Source organism: Methanothermobacter sp. K4 (assembly GCF_022014235.1).
Classification (GTDB): Archaea; Methanobacteriota; Methanobacteria; order Methanobacteriales; family Methanothermobacteraceae; genus Methanothermobacter.
On record NZ_JAKLTD010000001.1, the window covers coordinates 325154 to 344803 of the forward strand.

The following is a 19650-nucleotide window of genomic DNA, read 5'->3' on the forward strand; positions in this document are numbered from 1 at the left end:
TCAGTTGCGTATACTCATGGATGAAAGGGGTAAAAAGTACCTCATGAAGGCAGGGGAGGACTTTCAGACTGACATGGGAATCATCCAATCCCGGATAATAGAGGAGGCCAGACCAGGAGATGTGCTCAAAACACACCTTGGAAGGGAGGTTTATGTCCTTAAACCCAACCTGTCAGATTACCTTGAACTCATGGAGAGGAGGTGTTCCATCCTCCTTCCCAAGGACATCGGGATGATCTGTGCATACACAGGGATAGTGAACGGTTCAAGGGTTGTTGATGCAGGTACAGGGGCGGGGACAGTTGCAATGTACCTGGCAAATGTGGTGGGTGAATCAGGGCATGTTACAACCTATGAGATACGGGAGGACTTTGCAGAGGTTGCAGAAAGGAACATCAGGAACTTCGGATTTAAAAATATCGAGGTAAAAAACAGGGATATAAAGGAGGGTATAGAGGAGGATAACCTGGACCTGGTCTTCCTGGATCTTCCCGGGCCATGGGAGCTGATGGAGGAGTTGAATGAATCCCTCATGAGAGGAGGGTGGGCGGTTTTCTACAACCCCTACATTGAACAGGTTAAAATTCTGCACAGGGTCGGCTCAAAGCTGGGATTTGCAGATATGAGAACATCCGAAATAATTGAGCGTGAAATCGAGGTCAGGAGGCAGGGAACACGGCCAAGGACCAGAATGGTTGGACACACAGGATACCTCACATTCATGAGAAAGGTCTAGAGGGATTTGATGTTTGAAAATGTTATCTCAATAAAGGACTTTGGAAAGGATGATATAGAGTTCATTCTGAGGGAAGCTGAGAAAATGGAGCCAGTTGCCTCTGGCGAAAGGTCATCCAGTATTCTTACAGGAAAGATACTTGGAATGATGTTCTATGAACCATCCACAAGGACACGCCTTTCATTTGAAACTGCAATGAAGAGACTGGGTGGCAGTGTGGTTGGATTTGCAGATACAGGAGCGACATCAGCTGCAAAGGGTGAAAGTCTGACCGATACCGCAATGATGCTTGCAGGCTACTCCGATGCAATTGTGATAAGGCACAGCCTTGAGGGGGTGGCCCGTTATATATCAGACATTGTGGATGTTCCGGTTATCAATGCAGGTGACGGGGCAGGTCAGCACCCCACCCAGACCCTCCTTGACCTCTACACCATGAAGAGATTCTTTGGTAAAATAGAATCCCTCAATGTTGCACTTGTGGGGGACCTGAAGTACGGCCGGACAGTGCACTCACTTGCCTACGCACTTGCTGTTTTCGGGGTTAGAATGAGCTTTGTATCACCCCCAGAGCTCAGAATGCCTGACAGTGTCATACATGACCTTGAAGGTAGTGGGGTCGAGGTTACAGAGACCCAGAGGCTAGATGATGTTATAGATGATGTGGATGTCCTCTATGTTACAAGAATACAGAAGGAACGTTTTCCTGACCCTGAGGAGTATTCAAGGATCAAAGGGGCCTATCATATAGACAGAAACATGGTCTCAGGTAGGGAACTCATTGTAATGCATCCCCTTCCAAGGATAGATGAGATATCCCCTGAGGTTGATTCACTTCCACAGGCGATGTATTTCAGACAGGCTTTCTATGGTGTACCTGTGAGAATGGCTCTTCTCAAGATGCTGATAAGAGAAAGATCAGACTCCCCAGAGTGAGTCCTCCAGGAGCGAAGTTTCACACTGGAGGTCTATGATATTTGTGCGTCCCTTTCCCCTTCCCCTGGAGACAGTGTTGGTTGATATGAGTCCAAGCATCTCAAGTTCATTTATGAAATCGAATATTCTTCTGTATGAAACTGAATCGCCCTTTGATATCTCCTTGTAGACTTCATAGAGCCTTCCGGAGGTTATCTCCTCCTTTCTCTTTGTGAGGTAAAGTATCGCCTCAAGGACTCTCTGCTGCTGGCTGGGTAGTGTAAGTATTATGTCCGTGATCTTGTTGTGCTCTATGTAGTCCTTGGCTTCCCTCACAAATTCTCCCTTCACAATATCAGAATCCCTTTCATCTGCAATTTCACCTGCCGTCCTTAGAAGGTCAAGGGCATACCTTGCGTCTCCCTCCTCCTTGGCTGCAAGTGCTGCGCAGAGGGGTATTACATCGTCATCAAGTGCACCTTCCTTGAAGGACAGCTTTGACCTCTCCTCAAGTATGTCAACAAGCTGCTGGGCACCGTAGGGGGGGAAGACTATCTCCCTGTCCCTTAAACTGCTCCTCACACGTGGTTTTATGAACTTTTTAAATTCAACGTAGTTACTTATGGAGAGAATGGAAACATTATCCGTCCTTGTGAGGGTATAGAGCAGGCCGTCGCCATCATTCCTTAGGAGTATATCTATCTCGTCAAGTACAACAAGGAGTATCATGTCCTGGCCAAAGGCGTTTTTCTTGAACATGTTCCTGAATGTGTTGACTATCTCGGCCTTTGTCCAGCCACGGTAGGGGACATCACGACCAAGCTGCTGGCAGAGCCTTGCTATGACCTGGTACTCTGTTGTGTAATCGGTACAGCGTATGTACTCTGTCCTTATGTTGACATCACAGTCCCTTGAAGCCTCCTTAAGCTGTTTCATGGCAAATTTGGCAACTGCAGTTTTCCCCGTTCCTGTTTTTCCATATATTGTTATGTCCGGTGGTGTGACTCCATTCAGTGCTTCAACCCAGTACTTGGCTATTGAGCGTATCTGTTCCTCCCTGTGAGGCAGCCTGTCAGGTAGAAACCTGTGGTCAAGATATTTTTTATCCTTAAAAACAGATTCTTTGTCCCCTATCTCATCAAAAATGTTCATAATACCACTTCAAATAAAGTTTTAGAGAAAACTGCTGCTTGAATTTATTATAAAGGCCTCAAAACTGGAATGGCAATCCTCAGGGTTTTGAGGTTTCCCTTTTTAATCTGGCAGTGCCCCTTTAGATCACCCTCATAGACAGGGTGATAAGTTTCAAGTGTAAATTTTCTTATTCTAACTCTTAGATAAAAGTTTTTATTAACATCACGCTTTTTCATAATAAATCGGAGAGACATACATTTCAAGTGTAAACTTTCCCTGGCCCCCACCTGGAGGTGAATGGGAGACATGCGTTTCAAGTGTAACGATTATCTACCTGCCAGAACATGAAAGAGAGACATACATTTCAAGTGTAACTGTTCCTGAAATGTTAGGTTATCGGAAGAGAGACATACATTTCAAGTGTAAATACAGAATTCATTTGCTGTCAGGTAGGAAACATGTATTCCAACTGTTAGCATCTTGACAGACAGGATTCTCTGAAGTTGGTCCAGTCGGTACCACTTAATCTTACACTTGAAGTCAATGTCACATTTTAATTTTGAAATTTAATATTGTAATAAATATTTCACTTGAAATCCACCTCTCTCTCACTAACCCCACGGTACATACATGACTTACAGTTGAAATCCACCTCTCACTCACATTCCATGAATGGGCCATAACAGATATTACACTTGAAATAGATGACCCTCAGACCAGACTCAGAAAGCAAAACAGAAGTTACATTTGAAATCCATCTCTCCCAGATGGCCAGAAGCAGCCCACATAATATTGCACTGGAAATGAACCTCACACATACATGCTGTCGTGTTCGGGTTTATCCTCACCGAAACGTTCCTGTATCATCCACATGACATGAAGTTTGGCCCTGAAAACGTTTTTTATACTTGAAATCAACCTGTCCTTTGACAGGCCATCAGAGAATATTTCAGAGGTTACAAGATAACTGTTTAGAACGTTCTCTGGATGATCAAGCTGGAAATCAACCCCAAACATGTTCAGAGTAAAACGGACCTTCCATATGAATTCAGTCCTCTTTTCCATGCTGAGTGCACGTATACCTGACTGGTGCTCTGGACTAACACTGGTTGCACAGGCTATAAGAATCATATCATTCTTTCCAGCGGGCTGAATGATATCAATTACATGATCCTCTGGATAGTTTATAACATAATGAAAGGAAGCGTTTTCGTCAGGTACCTCCATCCTAAGAAAGCCCTCCTCCTCAAGCCATTTTTTTATCTTCTTCTCTGACATGGTATCACACAACTAATTATATCCATCCATGAATATATAACATGATGAAATTATTACATGTCACGGGTATATAATTGATCGTAACAAAAATGAGAACATGAATGAAATCCCCGTCCTGCTACTTGCAGTTCTCATTGACATCATCCTGGAGGAACCCCCAGCCATCCTGCACCCTGTTGTTCATATGGGCTCCATCATAGTATGGATGAAGGGCTTCCTCAGTAAAACGCGCCTATCAGGAATGATAATGACTCTCGCGGTTATCTCAGTATTCACAGCACCAGCCATACTCATAGGGTACCTGGATGGCCCTCTATACACTCTGATAGCTGCAGTGCTCCTGTCAACGGTAATATCCATAAGAATGCTCTTTACATCCGCCCTGGATGTTGGGAGATCACTGAATAACAGCATTGATGAGGCAAGGGAGAAACTTTCCTATCTTGTAAGCAGAGACACTGCCACCCTAACGGATGGGCAGATACTCTCAGCAACAATTGAAACACTCACAGAAAACCTCACAGACTCAGTTACAGCACCAATTTTTTATTTTATTCTCCTGGGACTTCCAGGCGCATTCCTTTACAGGGCCGTTAACACACTTGATGCAATGGTGGGATACCTTGATGATGAAAACAGGGACCTGGGATGGTTCCCTGCCAGACTTGATGATATACTGAACTACATACCATCCCGAGTGACAGGGTTTATGATTGTTCTTGCAGCGTTTCTCCTGTCCATGAACTGGAAAAATTCGCTGAGGGTGCTCCTCAGGGACGCCAGACGCACCCCCAGTCCCAACTCAGGATTCACAATGGCTGCAACGGCCGGAGCTCTATCCGTTCAGCTGGAAAAACCAGGAGTATATGTTCTGGGGGATCCCAGAGATTTACTTTCACATGAAAAGCTTAAAGACGCCCTGAAACTGAGTTCACTATCCCTGGCCCTGTTTATCCTATCTGCAACAGGAATAATGCTGGTGATATAATGAGACTGAGCATACTTACAATTACAGAAAATGGCAGGAAACTCGGTGAGACCCTGAAGACGGCTCTTATGAACGATCCCACCATTCTCTCAGTTAAAATCATCCACGGGAATATAGATTTCAGGGATGTGTTTTCCAGGAGTGACATGATAATTGGTATAATGGCCGCAGGCATAATGGTGAGGAAGATAGCACCGCTCCTTAAAAACAAATTCTCTGATCCTGGAGTTATTGTTATCGACGAAATGGGACAGAATGTCATAAGCCTCCTTTCAGGTCATGCAGGAGGTGCAAACGATTTTGCAGTCAAAATTGCAGACATACTCAACGCAAACCCTGTTATAACAACAGCAACTGATGTTAATGGTCTTGTGGGAATTGACAGCTTCGCAGCAAGATATTTCTACCTGATACTTGACAGGCACCTCGTGAAGCACTTCAACTCCTCAATTGTGGATGGGCACACCGTGGAACTGCACTCCTCAAGGAACCTGGAGCCCCTCATTGATGGTGAACTGTCCGGAACCTACAGGTACATAAGGGATGGGGATGAGGTTGTAAGGGCCCACTGCAACTCTGAGGTCATGAGACTTGCTCCCCTCAAGGTTTCGGTGGGCATAGGGACAAGACGGGGAGTTGAGTCCACCCTAGTAACCACTGCAATTGTGGAAGCACTTGGACTCTTAAAGCTACCTCCAGAGAGGATCGATGCACTGGCAACAGGTTACATGAAGAAAAATGAAAGTGGAGTAATTGATGCAGCAGAGAATCTGGGGGTCCCCCTGGAAATCATACCTCCCCAGGAGCTCAGATCACAGGATACACACTCATTTTCAGATTTTGTCAACGAAAAATTTGGTGTTGGAAGTGTATGCGAAGCAGCGGCTCTTAAAAGTGCAGGAGCGAAATCAAAACTGGTTATAAGAAAAACAACATCATCAGGAGTTGCGGTTGCAGTGGCGGTTTCAGGGACACCAAAAACTTTTTAACCTAAATGATATAAACCAGATTGAATATAAACATTATTCTGTATTCTTCAGGAATTCAGCAGGGAGGACCCAACATGAGTAACGAAACATTTGATCGCGTTTCTGAAATTTTAAAACACATTATGGAAGATAATAGTGTCCCAAGGAACATCAGAAGGGCCGCAGAGGAATCAAAGGAGATCCTCAACAATCCAGATGAGGACAGTACAGTAAGGGCTAGCACAGTCATATCGATTCTGGATGAGATAAGCAATGACCCCAACATCCCGATACATGCAAGGACACTGGTATGGGAAATACTCAGTGAACTTGAATCCATAAGGGAATAAATCTCTGTTTTTATATCTTGTTTGTTTGAACAATTTCTTTGGGGATAAATTTCTGTTTTTTATATCTTGTTTGTTTGAACAGTTAATTTAACTATTTCATGGATTTCAGGACCTCGGCGATGAACCGGGTTTTTGCCAACTCCTCAATGAACTCTGCAAGCAGGAGGGCTTCCTTAACGGTTTCACCGGCACATACCACACCGTGGTTTTCAAGGACAGCCGCATTTTCATTCACCATACTCTCTGCACAGGCAGCTGCAAGTTCCCTGCTCCCGGGGGGATAATATGGTACCACAGGAATCTTCCCATGGCCCATGCCTCTGAAGCCCTCCATTTTCTCAATTTCAATACCTGCAACTGAAAATGCCCTGGCATATGGTGAGTGTGTGTGCACCACACCATTGACATCAGGTCTCCTCCTGTAGACCTCAAGATGGAGTTCCAGCTCTGAGGATGGTCTCCCGCCCCTCAGCATATTCCCTTCAAGGTCAACCATTGCAACATTTTTAAGTGTCACCTGGTCAAGGGGGACCATTGTGGGTGTTATGAAAACCCAATCATCCACCCTTGCACTCACATTCCCTCCAATACCAGATACAAGGCCCCTCCTGTAGAGGTGAACCGAAACATCAACAACATCCCTCAGCGGATTCAAGGAATCACCTGCCTGGACTAATTGAACTCCAGAAGCTTCATTACCCCCCTGTTAAGCACCGGGACCTGGCCACATGTTGGGACAATGTTGTATATCTTCTGGAACTCCGTCTGCGACTGGAATGTACCTGAATTTATAAGGTGAATGCCCTTGTATTTTTTGTATGCGTTTATATGGACATGTCCAGTGTGAAGGATATGGGGGACATCATCAATCACAAGGTGGTCCTCTATCTCAGATACAAGCGGGGTCCTCTCACCGTATATTGGTGCGAGGTGTCTCTTCTCAAGGAGTTCCTCCATTATGAGATCAGATCTTTCATGTGAAAGCCCATTCACGCTCATGGCCATGTCATCAAAGCTTCTGCCATGGTATATGAGGGTTTTTATACCGTCAAGACTAACCATGGACGGGTTACTCAAAAATTCAACATTTTTGAGGCTGTAGAGTGGCTCCGCATATTCCTCGGGTATTGCTGGCTGGGGCTCAGCGATCCTTGATGCATCGTGGTTTCCAGGGATCATCACGATCTTTATGTCATCCCTTATATCTCCAAAAAGCCTTGCGGCCTCCTCATACTGCTCATTGATATCTTTTATGACGAGTTCCTTTTCCTGTCCCGGGTATATACCGATACCATCAACAATATCACCTGCAACCACCAGGTACTTAATGTCAGCCGCGATATTCATCTGTTCCTCTGTCCCAAAGTCACCATTTATCCATTTAATGAACCTGGTGAATGCATCTTCAAGGAATGTCTCGCTTCCTATGTGAACATCGGATATGAAAGCAACAGAAAAGTCCATTTCTTTCTCCTGTATCCTGGGAACCCCTGGATGGAAGATCTCAGAGGCCACCACAAATCTCCCCTTTTTCGCACCCTGAACACCTATCACCTCATCCCTCACCAGTTTCTCGGATTTTTCAAACAGTTTATGGTTTTCATTGTGAACCACCACTGTTATTTCCCCGGTTTCATCCTCCAGTTCAAGCATTCTGTGGTTATTCTTTGTGGTTCGTATCTCATTTATGATCCCTATGATGCTCACAGCGTCGTCCCCGCCACGAAGATCAGCAATGGGCACATGACTCTTAAGTTCAGGGCGTCTTTTAAGGAGATCCCTCAGGCAGCTGAATCTGCTGTTGAAGTAGGAGATCATGTCACCTATCTCCCCGCTGGTGTATGATCTCTTACTGGTGTCTGTGATAACCCTGAAGTCAAAGTCCCTCTCCCTTGGAACATTGATTGGACCCCTCGCCTTTATTTCCGCGGGGTTATCTATTTCCTCAGTAACCTCAAATAGGTCATCAAGCATCTCAGAGGTCAGGAGAGTGAATTTACCCCCACCATTCTTCTTTATCTTAACTATAATCTCTGAGGAAGCTGTTGAAGGGTCATCCATTTCCTTCAACCTGAAATATGCGTTATCCTCTATTAAAATTCCTTCCCTTGCGAATTTTCCTATTATTTCATTCATTTCAATCATTCACTGCGGTTAAACTGGTGCCTGAGAAATCTTTAAAATGGGTTCACAGTTAAATATTTCATTGAGTTCATATATTCTTTATCGAAATACTAGTTTACCCTTTGGGTCCATTCACAGAAAAAAGGTGATGCATTGCCAAGGATCATTAAATTATTCCTGTTCCTCATAATATTCCTGGCCTTCTTTGAGGCTGGGCTCATAAGTTCATACACACTTGTAACGTCCAAACCACCGGATGTGGAAAAACTTATTGAAATGCAGATAGACACCGTGTCTTCATTCCTGGATTCCGGCAAGAATATAACCTCCACCATCACTGGAGGGCCTGAGGAGATACGGATAATAAACAATGCAGATGTTGCAGATGCCCTTAAAGCCCGCACAGGCCTTGATGGAATAAACATCCGGTCCCTCAATGCAACAACAACAGAGGACACATCACTTGAGAACATCAATATCAACATAACAGCGACAGGATACCGTGAAAACCAGACAGGAAGCGGTCAGATAGTAATAAGGCCAACCGAGCAGTTCACTGTAACTGCAGCTGCAAGGGCTGAAACGAGGTCATCAGGGGTATGGGTTGATATCAGAACCCTTAGAATCATTTCAGTAACCAGGATTTACTGAGCATCACTTAGGAGGGTAAATTCAGGCAGTTTTTGGATATGCCGCTGCATTGGCTCCACATCAATAAGCTCCTGATTCACTGAAGGTGTTTTCATGATAAGGATAATAGGACTTGGACCCACAAGGGAGGATATAACAGTAAGGGCCCTCAGGGCTCTTGAGGAATCCGATGTTGTCATAGGATATGCGAGGTACATAAAACAGATAGAGGACCTCCTGGAGGGCAAGGAGATAATAAAAAGCGGAATGGGATCTGAACTTGAGAGAGTGGAAAAGGCCATTGAGAAACACCTTGAAGGTCTAAATGTTGCACTGGTGAGTTCAGGAGACCCTGGTGTCTATGGGATGGCCAATGTATTCTTTCAGATATTTGATAAGTATTCTGGGCTTGAATTTGAGGTTATACCTGGCGTGACCGCGGTCAACTATGCAGCATCACAGCTGGGGGCACCACTCCATGACTTTGCAGTTATAAGTCTAAGCGACATCCTCACACCCCTATCAGAGATAAGGATGAAGATAAGGGCAGCTGCAGAGTCGGGACTTGTAATAGCCCTTTATAACCCCCTGGGAAAGAGGAGGAAGAAACCCTTCAGGGAGGCACTTGAAATACTGAGATCTGAACTTGAACCAGAAACGCCAGTTGGCGTGGTTAGAACCGAAAATGGAAGTCCACAGGTGAGTATTCTGGCTCTTGGAGATCTAGACGAATCCCTTGTGGACATGTCCACCACCATAATAGTTGGCAACGTTACAACCTACACAAGGGATGGCTACATGATCACACCTCGCGGATACGCGGTTGAGGTCCCACTCCATGAACTTGCAAGGAAGTTCTATGAGGAGAATCCATGCGGCAAAGATTCAGGTCCTGATGAGAAATGCGACTTTTACCCCTGCCATTTTAAGGGTCAGAACTGTGCATTCTGTTACTGTCCATTCTATCCGTGCGGTGATGGATCCACAGGGGGCTACTGGATACGTGATAAGGGTGTATGGAGCTGCCAGGACTGCAGATGGATACACACCGACGAGGCTGTTGAGTGCATCAGAAGGGGTCTCAGGCGTCTGATTTCAGAACCAGATGATCTAACCGATAGGAAGAAGGAGCTTCTCAAGCTTCGAAGGGAGTGCCTTATGGTTTCATCGAGAGATGACTCCATCTGAAGAACCAATTTCACCGCAGCAAGATATTTATTCAAAGTCACCCAATATCAGTTCAGCAGCCCAGGAGGATGAAAGTTGTCCAAAAGTGTTAAGGATATTCTCATCGAAATGAAGAACCTTTCGGAGTTGATGGTGGATCTTGCATACTCTGCACTCCTGTTTAACAGCAGGGACGCGGCAGAGGAGGTCATAAAACTTGAAAACAAGGTTAACAGGCTTAACTATGAGATAAAAAAGGAGTCACTTCTTGCTGCAAGATCTGTTGAGGACGCCGAAAAACTGACAGCCCTTCTTGAGGTGGGCGAGGCAGCTGAAAGCATTGCAAACTCTGCCAAGGACATCGCTGACCTGGTGTTAAAGGGAATCAAACCTCACCCTGTATTCAAGATGGTCATGGAGGAGTCAGATGAGATAATAGTCAGGGTGACGATTGATGAGGGATCAGAGCTGGCAGGGAAATCACTGGGAGACCTTTTACTTGCAACAAGAACGGGTATGAGGGTTATAGCCATCAGAAGAGGCGAATCCTGGATTTATGGACCTGACAGAAACACGGTACTTGCAGAGAACGATACCCTTATTGCCAAGGGGAACGAAGCAGGCTCAGAACTCTTATTTGCCCTTGCAAAGGGTGAGATGACCCTTGAGGATATAGGGTGTAGCATAGAATAGTCCAGAGATGATGTGAATGTTAGCAGGTGAGATCAATGAGGATAACAGGAAGATTACTGAGGACGACTCGGCTCATACTTCAATCCCTGCTAACATTTACCGTCAATTTATCCATAATTGCCTCAAGGGGATTTATCAGAGCATTTAATCTGTTCAGAAGTTTCGGAAGCTTTTTCAGGGGTTCTAAGAGGGTTATAGGGGAAAGCTTCGTCGCACTCTTTATATGTGCCCTGGGGGACCTTGTGGCAGGTATATTCCTGGGTAAGATGTCTCCCCTCCTGGAGTCATATCCGGGTCTACTTGTACTGATACCTGGCGCCATAGGCATGAGGGGTAACATCTTCGGTGCCCTGGGTTCACGTCTCGGTTCAGGTCTGCATATAGGTACCCTTTCACCGGAACTTCGAAAATCAGATGTCCTTACAGAGAACATTGAGGCCACCATCATACTGACCGTGGTCATGTCAATTTTCCTTGGATTCATGGCCTGGGTATTCTGCCACATCTTTGGATTTCGAAGCATGGGAATAATGGATTTCATTGTTATCTCTGTGGCTGGGGGCATAATATCAGGGGCTGTTCTCCTCCCGGCAACCGTCCTCATATCCCTCAAGAGCTATGAGAATGGCTGGGACCCTGATAACGTCACAACACCCCTCATAGCAGCTTCAGGTGACCTTTTCACGCTCCCATCCATATTCGCTGCACTGGCGATCCTTGAAGCTGTAAAGAATGGTATTTTTGAATGGGTGCTCTTTTTCCTGTTTATCCTGATGGGTGCTCTGGGCCTTGCAATGGGAATTAAGGGTCAGTATAACCTCAGAAGGATCATAAGACAGAGTGTGCCAGTACTTCTCCTCTGCTCGGCCCTTGGAACCACTGCAGGTATAGTCCTAAACAGTAAACTATCATTTATACTTGATAACCCTGCAATCCTTGCACTGGTGCCACTGTTTTCAGGTGAAAGCGGAGACCTTGTAAGCATACTCGGAGCAAGGCTTTCTTCCGGGCTCCACTCAGGTATAGTCCCCGCAACCCTCAGGCCTCATGGGGAGGCCCTCAGAAACTTTGGAATAATATCCGTGCTGTCACTGATCATATATCCAACCATTGGGCTTCTGGCCCATGTTGTGAGTGTTTCACTTGGTATAGGGTCCCTTGGCCTTGAGAGGATGGTTCTTATAAGTTCACTTGCAGGGTACCTTCTGACTCCATTCCTTCTCCTGGTGGGCTTTTATCTGAGCTCGGCATCCTACAGACTTGAACTGGACCCTGACAACATAGTCATTCCCCTATCGACCAGCATGACAGACCCAGTGGCAAATACATGTCTTGTAATAGCCATAATAGCAGTTATAGGGATCTGAATCACCATGAAGACTTCAGAACCATGTAATAACTGCTAGCAGGAGCTCTGAGTCAGTATGGGGATATGAGGATCTGAAGGGAGCATGGCTGGATCTCAAAGTAATCGGGTTTCGGCGGGCAATCCATTCCAGAGCGGGGAAGGCCAGCAATTATTACACCTCCTCCACAGCCATGTAAGTGGATCCATACCACGCCCTGCCCTGTTAAATTCAGTCTCAAACTTCCGGAGCGGATTTTTATTTCTTCATTGCTTCTGTTGCAGTCTCTGTCAACGATGAATGATCCGCTGGAGCCATCTGATATGAGGTAGTAATCCAGTGAGTCATTAACGCGAAAATTCATGCAGGTCCAGTTTTCACCATGACCCGAGGGACATATGCATTCACTTCGCCTGATAACATAATCTGATAGGAAGTTGCAGTTGACGGTTCTTCTGAATACGTATATTTCGTCCCCAATCACTTCATCTCCAATAATTATGGGGCTTATTCTGTCGTTGAGGGGATGGAGCACAATTCTCACATGAAACCACCGGAATGCCCTTTCAAGTAATTCCGGTTTTGACCGAAGTTTCATGAGTTTTTCATAGGATATAACTCCCCTTTTACCTGGGACGGCAATTCCAGGATACCTGCAGGTGCCTGGAGGAAGTTTCTCCCAGTTGACAGGATCACCTGGTGTATTTATGAGAATATCCACTGCAGCAGCATTTTTCTCCCTGAAGTACGCCTCCCTGAATTTTTCATCCAGACGGGTCTCCTGCACATCCATGAGCTCTGCAGATATACCTACAATCATGGTTACGATGATGAGGGAGAGCAGAAAATCTGTTGAGAATATCAATGCACCACACCGTACTTTTCTCCATGTGCCCTGTCAAGGTATAGGATGAGTCCTGATGCATTGTGGGGTTCTCCGTTGTAGGGGGCTGTGAATAGAACGTGGTCAACGGATACCGGGGCCTCCTCAGAATTTCCTGAGGGTATTATGAAGGTTTCAAGGCCCAAGTGTGGGCACGAGGTTTTTCCCTCCAGCCTGCAGAGGTAGCAGGACCCATCATGGCTCTCATGGTAGTATCCATTTATGAGGCAGGCATAGAGGGCAACGCTGGATCCATGGCTGATGTAGGGTTCATAGGGACACCTTTTTATTATGAAAGGACCGGAAGCCCCCTCATAGGCTTCTCTGTTCCCTGAAGAAAGGTAGTCCCTGAGGCTCCCACCATACTCTATTGACGTTTCATTGTGCTGCAACCTCCCAAGAACCCTGAAGGGCAGGGGATCAGGCAGGCCCTCAACAGACACCCTTACCGAAAGGTTCTCAGTGTGGTGAATTTCACCTGACCTAATATCAACAGTGGAGTTAACCTCAATAAAGAATGGATCATCGGATGCCCCCTCAACCGAATTCACGCTACAGCTCACATTCATATTGCTGTGGACGGTACATAACCTATCAATGCGTTCATCTACCCTTTCCCTCACGAGGGCCCTGGAGTCCAGATCTGAAGGAAGCGTACCGTTTATGGCCTCATGCGCAGTTTCATTTAGAACTTCCCCTGTTATCACTGGGATGCTGTCCCTTATGTCCCACAGGGCCCCTGTCATACTCTCAGATAGGGCCCTATCAGCACTTCTTTCCACCGATGAATCATCGATGCTGAGTATCATGAGGGCGAGTATCACGGTCGGAACCATGAGAAGAAGACTTAGACCTCCCATCACATATCCTCCATCATCCATTGTATCACCGGATTAAAATTAATTATTACTAACATAAAAATATTACTGAAATGATATTAAGTTAATATTAACAGTTCTGGTGCTTTAATGGCGACCTAAACCATTTAGAAAGAGAAAAAAGGCCAGATTATTCCATGGATCAAGTCAGGGGTAATAAGAATCTTTATTACTCCCATGGGAGCACAATGGATTTAAATATCCGCGGACCATATGATTTAATTATAATGAATCAAGATAGATAATGAAAACCGATTACATTTACGGAGGTCATATCATGACAGAAACCGTTAGGACATGGCGCCATATACCCCAGCGCTACAATCTTACAGGTTCAAAATGTCTCCAGTGCGGGAATGTTTTCTTCCCAAGCAGAATAATATGCCCTGAATGCAGGCGTAAAGGTAAGCTTGAGGACTTGAAGTTCAGCGGGAGGGGAAAGATACACAGTTATTCCGTGATAAACACCCCAACCGATGAGTTCAAGGATATAGCCCCCTACGTGGTGGCCATAGTTGAACTGGAGGAAGGTGCGAAGATAACAAGCCAGATTGTTGACTGCGACCCTGATTCAATAGAGATAGGTGACGAGGTCGAAATGGTATTCCGCAAGGTGAGAGAAGAGGGTGAAGATGGGGTGATATCATATGGATTCAAATTCAGGCCAAAAAACTAGGATAGGTGTTCTTCTTGTGGGGCATGGAAGCCGCCTGCCCTACGGTGAGGAGGTTATAAACGGTATAGCAGATATCTACAGAAAGGAGGTTGACCATCCTGTTGCAGTGGGATTCATGAACATATCCAGGCCATCAATACCAGAGGCCATAAATGAACTTGCAGCTATGGGCGTTGAAAAGATCATTGTTACTCCAGTATTCCTGGCCCATGGGGTCCACACCAAACACGACATACCACACATTCTGGGTCTTGATAATGGCGCTGAGCATCACCACCATCACCATGAACATGAGCATGAGGAATTTGAATTCGATGGTGAGATAGTCTACACCGAGCCCCTCGGGGCAGATCCACGAATTGCTGAGATAATCAGGGACAGGGTTAAATCAGCCATTTAAGGGTAAATGCCCAATTTATTTTTGATAAAAATGTCTCCTGATAGAATATCATCCCTTGGCGAGAAGAAACTCATCTCAAGGATAATATCAAGATCAGCCTCATTTTTCAAACCCTCAGAGCTTCTCGGTCTTGGAGACGACGCCGCACTACTTGATATGGGGGAGGAGTATCTTGCCCTGACATCAGACCTTTTAATTGAAAGCAGGCACTTCCCCCCTAAAATGAACCATCACGATATGGGATGGAAGACAGTTACAGTGAACATGAGTGACCTGTCTGCAATGGGTGCTGTACCGGAGGGCTTCATGCTCTCCATAGCCCTCCCTGACCTTGACCTGGAATCCTTCGACTCCCTCATAAGCGGCGTCCTGGAGGCGTGCAGCCACTATGGGGCGCCATTGATTGGGGGGGATACCAATGAGGGGGATGAGATAATAATGGGGGGCACAGCCATTGGAAGGGTCAGGAAGGACATTGTGATGATGAAGTCCGGCGCCAGGCCAGGGGACCTCATTGCGGTGACAGGCCCCCTTGGGCTTGGAGCTGCAGGCACCGAACTTCTTCTATCAGGAGCAGATACTGCTGGATTTGAGGCCGTGGTTGAAAAATCCCTGAGGCCCGTTGCAAGGGTTGAAGAGGCATCCAGAATGGCGAAGTCTGGGCTTGTGTCTTCGGCCACAGACATAACCGATGGCCTCATAAGTGAACTTGGCGAGCTCATGGACGCCAGCGGGGCCGGCATGAGGATTCATGAGGTGAAGTTACCTGTACCCACAGAGGTGTTTGAGGCATCATCCCTCCTTGGAGTGGATCCACTGGAATTCGCCCTGTACTACGGGGAAGATTTTGAACTTGTTTTCACCGCACCACCTGATGCAATGGAGGAACTCTCCAGAATAATGGAAGTACACATCATAGGTGAGGTCATAGGGTCACCCTCCATTGAAATGGTTGATAAGCATGGAGATACATATAAACTTCATGTGAGGGGTTATGAACATCTGCACCCCTGAAATGTAGGGGGAATACCATGAGGAAGGAATCCATACTCTATGAAAAGGAGGATGATAGGTTAAGATGCCTTGTATGCAACAGGAAATGTCTGATACCTGAAGGGGGAAGGGGGTACTGTCTCACGCGTGAAAATAGCGACGGAAAGATCTATTCATTGAACTATGGGGAGGTATCCTCAGAGGCGGTTGACCCGATAGAGAAGAAGCCACTCTTCCACTTTTATCCTGGCAGCCTCGTCTACTCTCTTGGCAGTGTCGGATGTAACTTCAGGTGCAGGTACTGCCAGAACTGGAGCATATCACAGGCACGCATAGATGGCTTTCCCACAAAGTACATCTCACCGGAGGAGGCGGTTGAAAATGCCCTCAGAAGTAACTGCACCTCCATAGCATGGACCTACAATGAGCCCACCATGTGGCTTGAATACACTCTGGACTCTGCAGAACGTGCAAGGGCAGAGGGCCTCAAAACGGTTTATGTTACAAATGGCTACATGAGTGAGGAGGCCCTCAACCTGCTTGGACCACTACTGGACGCTGCAAATGTTGACCTCAAGGGAATGTCTGCGCGATTCTATCGTGAGCTATGTGATGCAAAGCCAGAACCTGTACTCGAGAACATCATAAGGATGCATGAGATGGGTATCCATATAGAGGTCACAAACCTCCTCATACCAGGTTACAATGACTCTGATGATGATATAGTGGCCCTTGTGAACTTCATGGTATCGGAGGTTGGGCTAGAGGTTCCACTACACTTCACACGGTTCTTTCCGCATTACAGGATGCAGGATGTGCCCCCAACCGGGGCTGATAGATTGATGAGGGCCAGAGACCTAGCCATTGAGGCGGGGATGAAGTACGTGTATGTGGGGAACCTTCCAGGGACCGATGCTGAGAACACCTACTGTCCGGTGTGCGGGGAGCTACTTATAAAAAGGGATGGTTACCTCACAAAAACGGTGGGTCTCAGTGATGGTAGGTGCAGCGCCTGCAAAGCCGCTGTAGACGTTATAACCGATTAGTTAATATTTTTGAGGATGGAAAATGGGACTTTACTTATTTCTGTAAATCTGATCTGGCACCTGAGGTTCCTGTGGCCAGAAAAACAAAAAAACTGAACAGTTATTCAGAAATAAATTTTTATGGTGCCCTGTCACTCGGACCGGCTGACCCTCTGAAATTTTTCTGCCCCAGTAATGGGCACCGTTGCATCAACACCAACCTTGGTTGTTGTACCATCGGGAAGTGCCGCAGGGTCCAGGGATGAGCCCCTTGCCCCAGGGACTATCAGGATGTCATCATCACCCTTCACCCTTGTTGCCACGGCATATTCGATTTCCTCAGGATCAAAAACGTCTATATCGTCGTCCACAACCACAACATGTTTAAGGGATGGATGGGCTGCAAGGGCCGCCATTATAACATTCTTGCCATCCCCCTGGCTCTGCTTTTTAATTGAGATGGCTGCATGGAGCCAGCAACACCCCCCCTCAGTTAGAACAACATCCCTTACCGTGGGTACCGTATTCTTAACTGCCCTGTATATCCTTGGCTCCTGGGGCAGCCCCTGAAGTAACCTGTGTTCAAATCCTGCAGGTAGAATCGCATGGTACATGGCATCTTCCCTTATATGCATCCTATCAAGGGCTATGACGGGTTCATTCCTTACAACGTCATAGGTATCTGTGAGGTCAACAAAGGGGCCCTCACTTTCCCTTTCACCGCAGAGTATCCGGCCCTCCAGTATTATCTCTGCAGGGGGGACCTCCAGGTCAACTCCACTGCACCTCACAAGTTCCAGTTCACCGTTGTGGAAGGTGTTTGCAACCTCCATCTCATCGGCATCTATGGGTATGGATGTGGTTGTCGCAAGGAGGGTGGCGGGGTCCATGCCTATGGCTACTGCTATCTCAAGATCCTCACTCATCTCCTCGGCCCGCTGGTGATATGTATAAAGGTGTCTTGGAACTATACGGACCGCCATCCTATCACAGGATACGACCATCATTCGGTGGATGGAGGCGTTCCTGACCCCGGTTTCAGGATCTCTGGCAAATATGACCCCTGCCGTTATGTAGGGGCCTCCATCCCTCTGGTAGTGGGTTAGAACCGGGAGCCTTGAGAGGTCGGCATCCTCTGAACTGTAACCCTCAAGGCCCCTCACGCTTTTTATGGGTGTCGGGTTCTCCATTGCATGGACAATGCGATGGGTTATCTCATTTACCTGGCAGTTCAGGGAAAGGGCTATCTTCTCCCTTGTATTGCAGAGTCCGGATATGACAGGAATATCTGATTCCCTTATATTCCTCAGTATCACAACTTCCCTGGGGTGCCTCCTCAGTATACCTGCCGCCTCAAATCGGGTCGAAACCTCATCCTCAATTATCAGAGGTTCTTCATCGAGCCTATCAAGGAACTCTCTCATTGAATCACCATCAGAACTTGACTGAACGGCTTTTTATCCTCTTTATCCTGGACTCGATTTCACTGTCATATATTCCAAGCATTTCAGCCGCCAGTATCGCCGCGTTACCACCGTTACCGATTCCAACGGTCGCAACAGGGACACCTGGTGGCATGTTAACCATTGAGAGGAGGGAATCCCAGCCATTCATTTTGAGGGGGCATGGAACACCGATCACAGGCCTGTCACTGAGGGCGACAACGGCACCTGTAACATGGGCTGAGAGTCCACTTATCGCTATGAATAGCTTAACATTCTCCATACGCTCAAGGTACCTCTCGAACCTATCAGGGTACCTTATGGGTGATATGACGTTGAGGTCATAGCTTATACCCATACGCTCGAGGAACATTGTAGTCTTTTTGGCGATCTTCATGTCAGAGTAGCTGCCGGGGATCACAGATACCATCGGGGCGTCTTCTTCACCAGATTTTTCATTATCCTGCAGCTCTGGAAGCTCAACATTTAGGGGGGCGTAGTATGACCCCTCTATGCTGTTGAGGACCTGGCACTCATCCCTGCGGACCTTCTCATAGAAACCCCTTCTGAGTTCAGAGACCCTTTCCCTCACCTCCGGGTCACCTATACCTATTATCTGGGCAGCCAGTATTGCGGCGTTTTCTCCCCTGTCAACACCAACCGTCGCAACCGGGGCAGGGAAGGGCATCTGTGAGCATGCGAAAAGGGCGTCAAGTCCTCCGAGTTTAACGTCAACTGGAACACCTATCACCGGCCGGTGGGTGTTAGCCGATATCATCCCGGGAAGGTGGGCTGAAAGTCCAGCTATCCCTATGAAGACCTCAACACCCTCCTTTACAGACTCAGCGACGATGGCCTTCACCTTTTCATGGGTCCTGTGGGCTGAGGCAACCCTGAGGTCATAGGGTATTCTGAGTTCTTCAAAGATCTCCATGGCCTTTTCGGCTATCCTGAAATCCGATGCACTTCCAAGGAGTATCATCACTCTGGGCTTCATTTAGAGATTCACCTTTACATTTATGGA

At 46.7% G+C, this 19650-nt stretch carries 21 protein-coding genes; 13 read left to right on the forward strand and 8 right to left on the reverse strand.

Annotated features, from left to right (window positions below; genetic code table 11):
* The first annotated feature begins 4 nt into the window (after positions 1-4).
* A complete protein-coding gene (locus L5462_RS01695) occupies positions 5-736 on the forward strand; it encodes a tRNA (adenine-N1)-methyltransferase (protein WP_237779110.1) in 732 nt (243 codons plus the stop codon).
* Between the two features lie 9 nt (positions 737-745).
* Positions 746-1672, forward strand: a complete 927-nt coding sequence (pyrB, locus tag L5462_RS01700; RefSeq protein WP_237779111.1) for an aspartate carbamoyltransferase — start codon at positions 746-748, stop codon at positions 1670-1672.
* Here pyrB and cdc6-1 read toward each other — a convergent pair.
* A complete protein-coding gene (cdc6-1, locus tag L5462_RS01705) occupies positions 1655-2803 on the reverse strand; it encodes an ORC1-type DNA replication protein Cdc6-1 (protein ID WP_237779112.1) in 1149 nt (382 codons plus the stop codon). The genes pyrB and cdc6-1 overlap by 18 nt on opposite strands.
* Positions 2804-3595: 792 nt before the next feature.
* A complete protein-coding gene (locus tag L5462_RS01710) occupies positions 3596-4063 on the reverse strand; it encodes a DUF2299 domain-containing protein (protein ID WP_237779113.1) in 468 nt (155 codons plus the stop codon).
* Positions 4064-4160: 97 nt separating this feature from the next.
* On the opposite strand from L5462_RS01710, the gene L5462_RS01715 reads away from it, so the two are divergent.
* From L5462_RS01715 to L5462_RS01725, 3 genes are all read left to right on the forward strand, one after another.
* Entirely contained in the window at positions 4161-5051 is an 891-nt protein-coding gene (locus L5462_RS01715) for a cobalamin biosynthesis protein (protein WP_237779114.1), read from the forward strand.
* A complete protein-coding gene (locus L5462_RS01720) occupies positions 5051-6040 on the forward strand; it encodes a cobalt-precorrin 5A hydrolase (protein ID WP_237779115.1) in 990 nt (329 codons plus the stop codon). Before L5462_RS01715 ends, L5462_RS01720 begins: the two co-directional genes overlap by 1 nt.
* A 74-nt stretch (positions 6041-6114) precedes the next feature.
* A complete protein-coding gene (locus tag L5462_RS01725) occupies positions 6115-6369 on the forward strand; it encodes a UPF0147 family protein (RefSeq protein ID WP_013296572.1) in 255 nt (84 codons plus the stop codon).
* Positions 6370-6460: 91 nt separating this feature from the next.
* Here the strand turns inward: L5462_RS01725 and L5462_RS01730 are convergent, their stop codons facing one another.
* Entirely contained in the window at positions 6461-7024 is a 564-nt protein-coding gene (locus tag L5462_RS01730) for a class II aldolase/adducin family protein (RefSeq protein ID WP_237779116.1), read from the reverse strand.
* 17 nt (positions 7025-7041) lie between these two features.
* Positions 7042-8505, reverse strand: coding sequence for a DNA-directed DNA polymerase II small subunit (locus L5462_RS01735; protein WP_237779117.1), 1464 nt, complete (start codon positions 8503-8505; stop codon positions 7042-7044).
* A 141-nt stretch (positions 8506-8646) separates the two neighbouring features.
* Here L5462_RS01735 and L5462_RS01740 point away from each other — a divergent pair, with 141 nt between their 5' ends.
* From L5462_RS01740 to L5462_RS01755, 4 genes are all read left to right on the forward strand, one after another.
* A complete protein-coding gene (locus tag L5462_RS01740) occupies positions 8647-9144 on the forward strand; it encodes a hypothetical protein (protein ID WP_237779118.1) in 498 nt (165 codons plus the stop codon).
* A 93-nt stretch (positions 9145-9237) separates the two neighbouring features.
* Positions 9238-10311: a precorrin-3B C(17)-methyltransferase gene (gene cobJ, locus L5462_RS01745; protein ID WP_237779119.1), complete on the forward strand. Its 1074-nt coding sequence runs from the start codon at positions 9238-9240 to the stop codon at positions 10309-10311.
* A 108-nt stretch (positions 10312-10419) separates the two neighbouring features.
* A complete protein-coding gene (locus tag L5462_RS01750; protein WP_367186126.1) occupies positions 10420-10983 on the forward strand; it encodes a potassium channel family protein in 564 nt (187 codons plus the stop codon).
* Between the two features lie 35 nt (positions 10984-11018).
* On the forward strand, positions 11019-12350 hold the full coding sequence (locus tag L5462_RS01755; protein WP_237779121.1) for a magnesium transporter: 1332 nt from the start codon (positions 11019-11021) through the stop codon (positions 12348-12350).
* 52 nt (positions 12351-12402) lie between these two features.
* Here the strand turns inward: L5462_RS01755 and L5462_RS01760 are convergent, their stop codons facing one another.
* Positions 12403-13194 (reverse strand): hypothetical protein, encoded by a 792-nt coding sequence (locus tag L5462_RS01760; protein ID WP_237779122.1) that lies wholly within the window; start codon positions 13192-13194, stop codon positions 12403-12405.
* Entirely contained in the window at positions 13191-14093 is a 903-nt protein-coding gene (locus L5462_RS01765; RefSeq protein ID WP_237779123.1) for a hypothetical protein, read from the reverse strand. Before L5462_RS01765 ends, L5462_RS01760 begins: the two co-directional genes overlap by 4 nt.
* 274 nt (positions 14094-14367) lie before the next feature.
* Between L5462_RS01765 and L5462_RS01770 the strand changes: the two genes are divergently transcribed.
* Genes L5462_RS01770 through amrS form a run of 4 tightly spaced genes read left to right on the forward strand, consistent with a single transcriptional unit; the run spans position 14368 to position 17205 of the window.
* Complete coding sequence (locus L5462_RS01770) at positions 14368-14766, forward strand: Zn-ribbon domain-containing OB-fold protein (RefSeq protein ID WP_013296562.1); 399 nt, start codon at positions 14368-14370, stop codon at positions 14764-14766.
* Positions 14738-15166, forward strand: coding sequence for a sirohydrochlorin nickelochelatase (gene cfbA / locus L5462_RS01775; RefSeq protein ID WP_237779124.1), 429 nt, complete (start codon positions 14738-14740; stop codon positions 15164-15166). The genes L5462_RS01770 and cfbA overlap by 29 nt, the downstream gene beginning before the upstream one ends.
* Before the next feature lie 30 nt (positions 15167-15196).
* Positions 15197-16180, forward strand: a complete 984-nt coding sequence (gene thiL / locus L5462_RS01780; protein ID WP_237779125.1) for a thiamine-phosphate kinase — start codon at positions 15197-15199, stop codon at positions 16178-16180.
* 17 nt (positions 16181-16197) lie between these two features.
* The gene (gene amrS / locus L5462_RS01785; protein ID WP_237779126.1) at positions 16198-17205 is read left to right on the forward strand and encodes an AmmeMemoRadiSam system radical SAM enzyme; all 1008 of its coding nucleotides are present in this window, start codon (positions 16198-16200) and stop codon (positions 17203-17205) included.
* Between the two features lie 131 nt (positions 17206-17336).
* Here amrS and L5462_RS01790 read toward each other — a convergent pair whose 3' ends face one another.
* Together L5462_RS01790 and purE are read right to left on the reverse strand one after the other, a co-directional pair.
* Positions 17337-18608 (reverse strand): UbiD family decarboxylase, encoded by a 1272-nt coding sequence (locus L5462_RS01790; RefSeq protein WP_237779127.1) that lies wholly within the window; start codon positions 18606-18608, stop codon positions 17337-17339.
* A 10-nt stretch (positions 18609-18618) separates the two neighbouring features.
* Positions 18619-19623 carry a 5-(carboxyamino)imidazole ribonucleotide mutase gene (gene purE / locus L5462_RS01795; protein WP_237779128.1) on the reverse strand — a complete coding sequence of 335 codons (1005 nt, stop codon included), beginning with the start codon at positions 19621-19623 and terminating at the stop codon, positions 18619-18621.
* Positions 19624-19650: the final 27 nt, after the last annotated feature.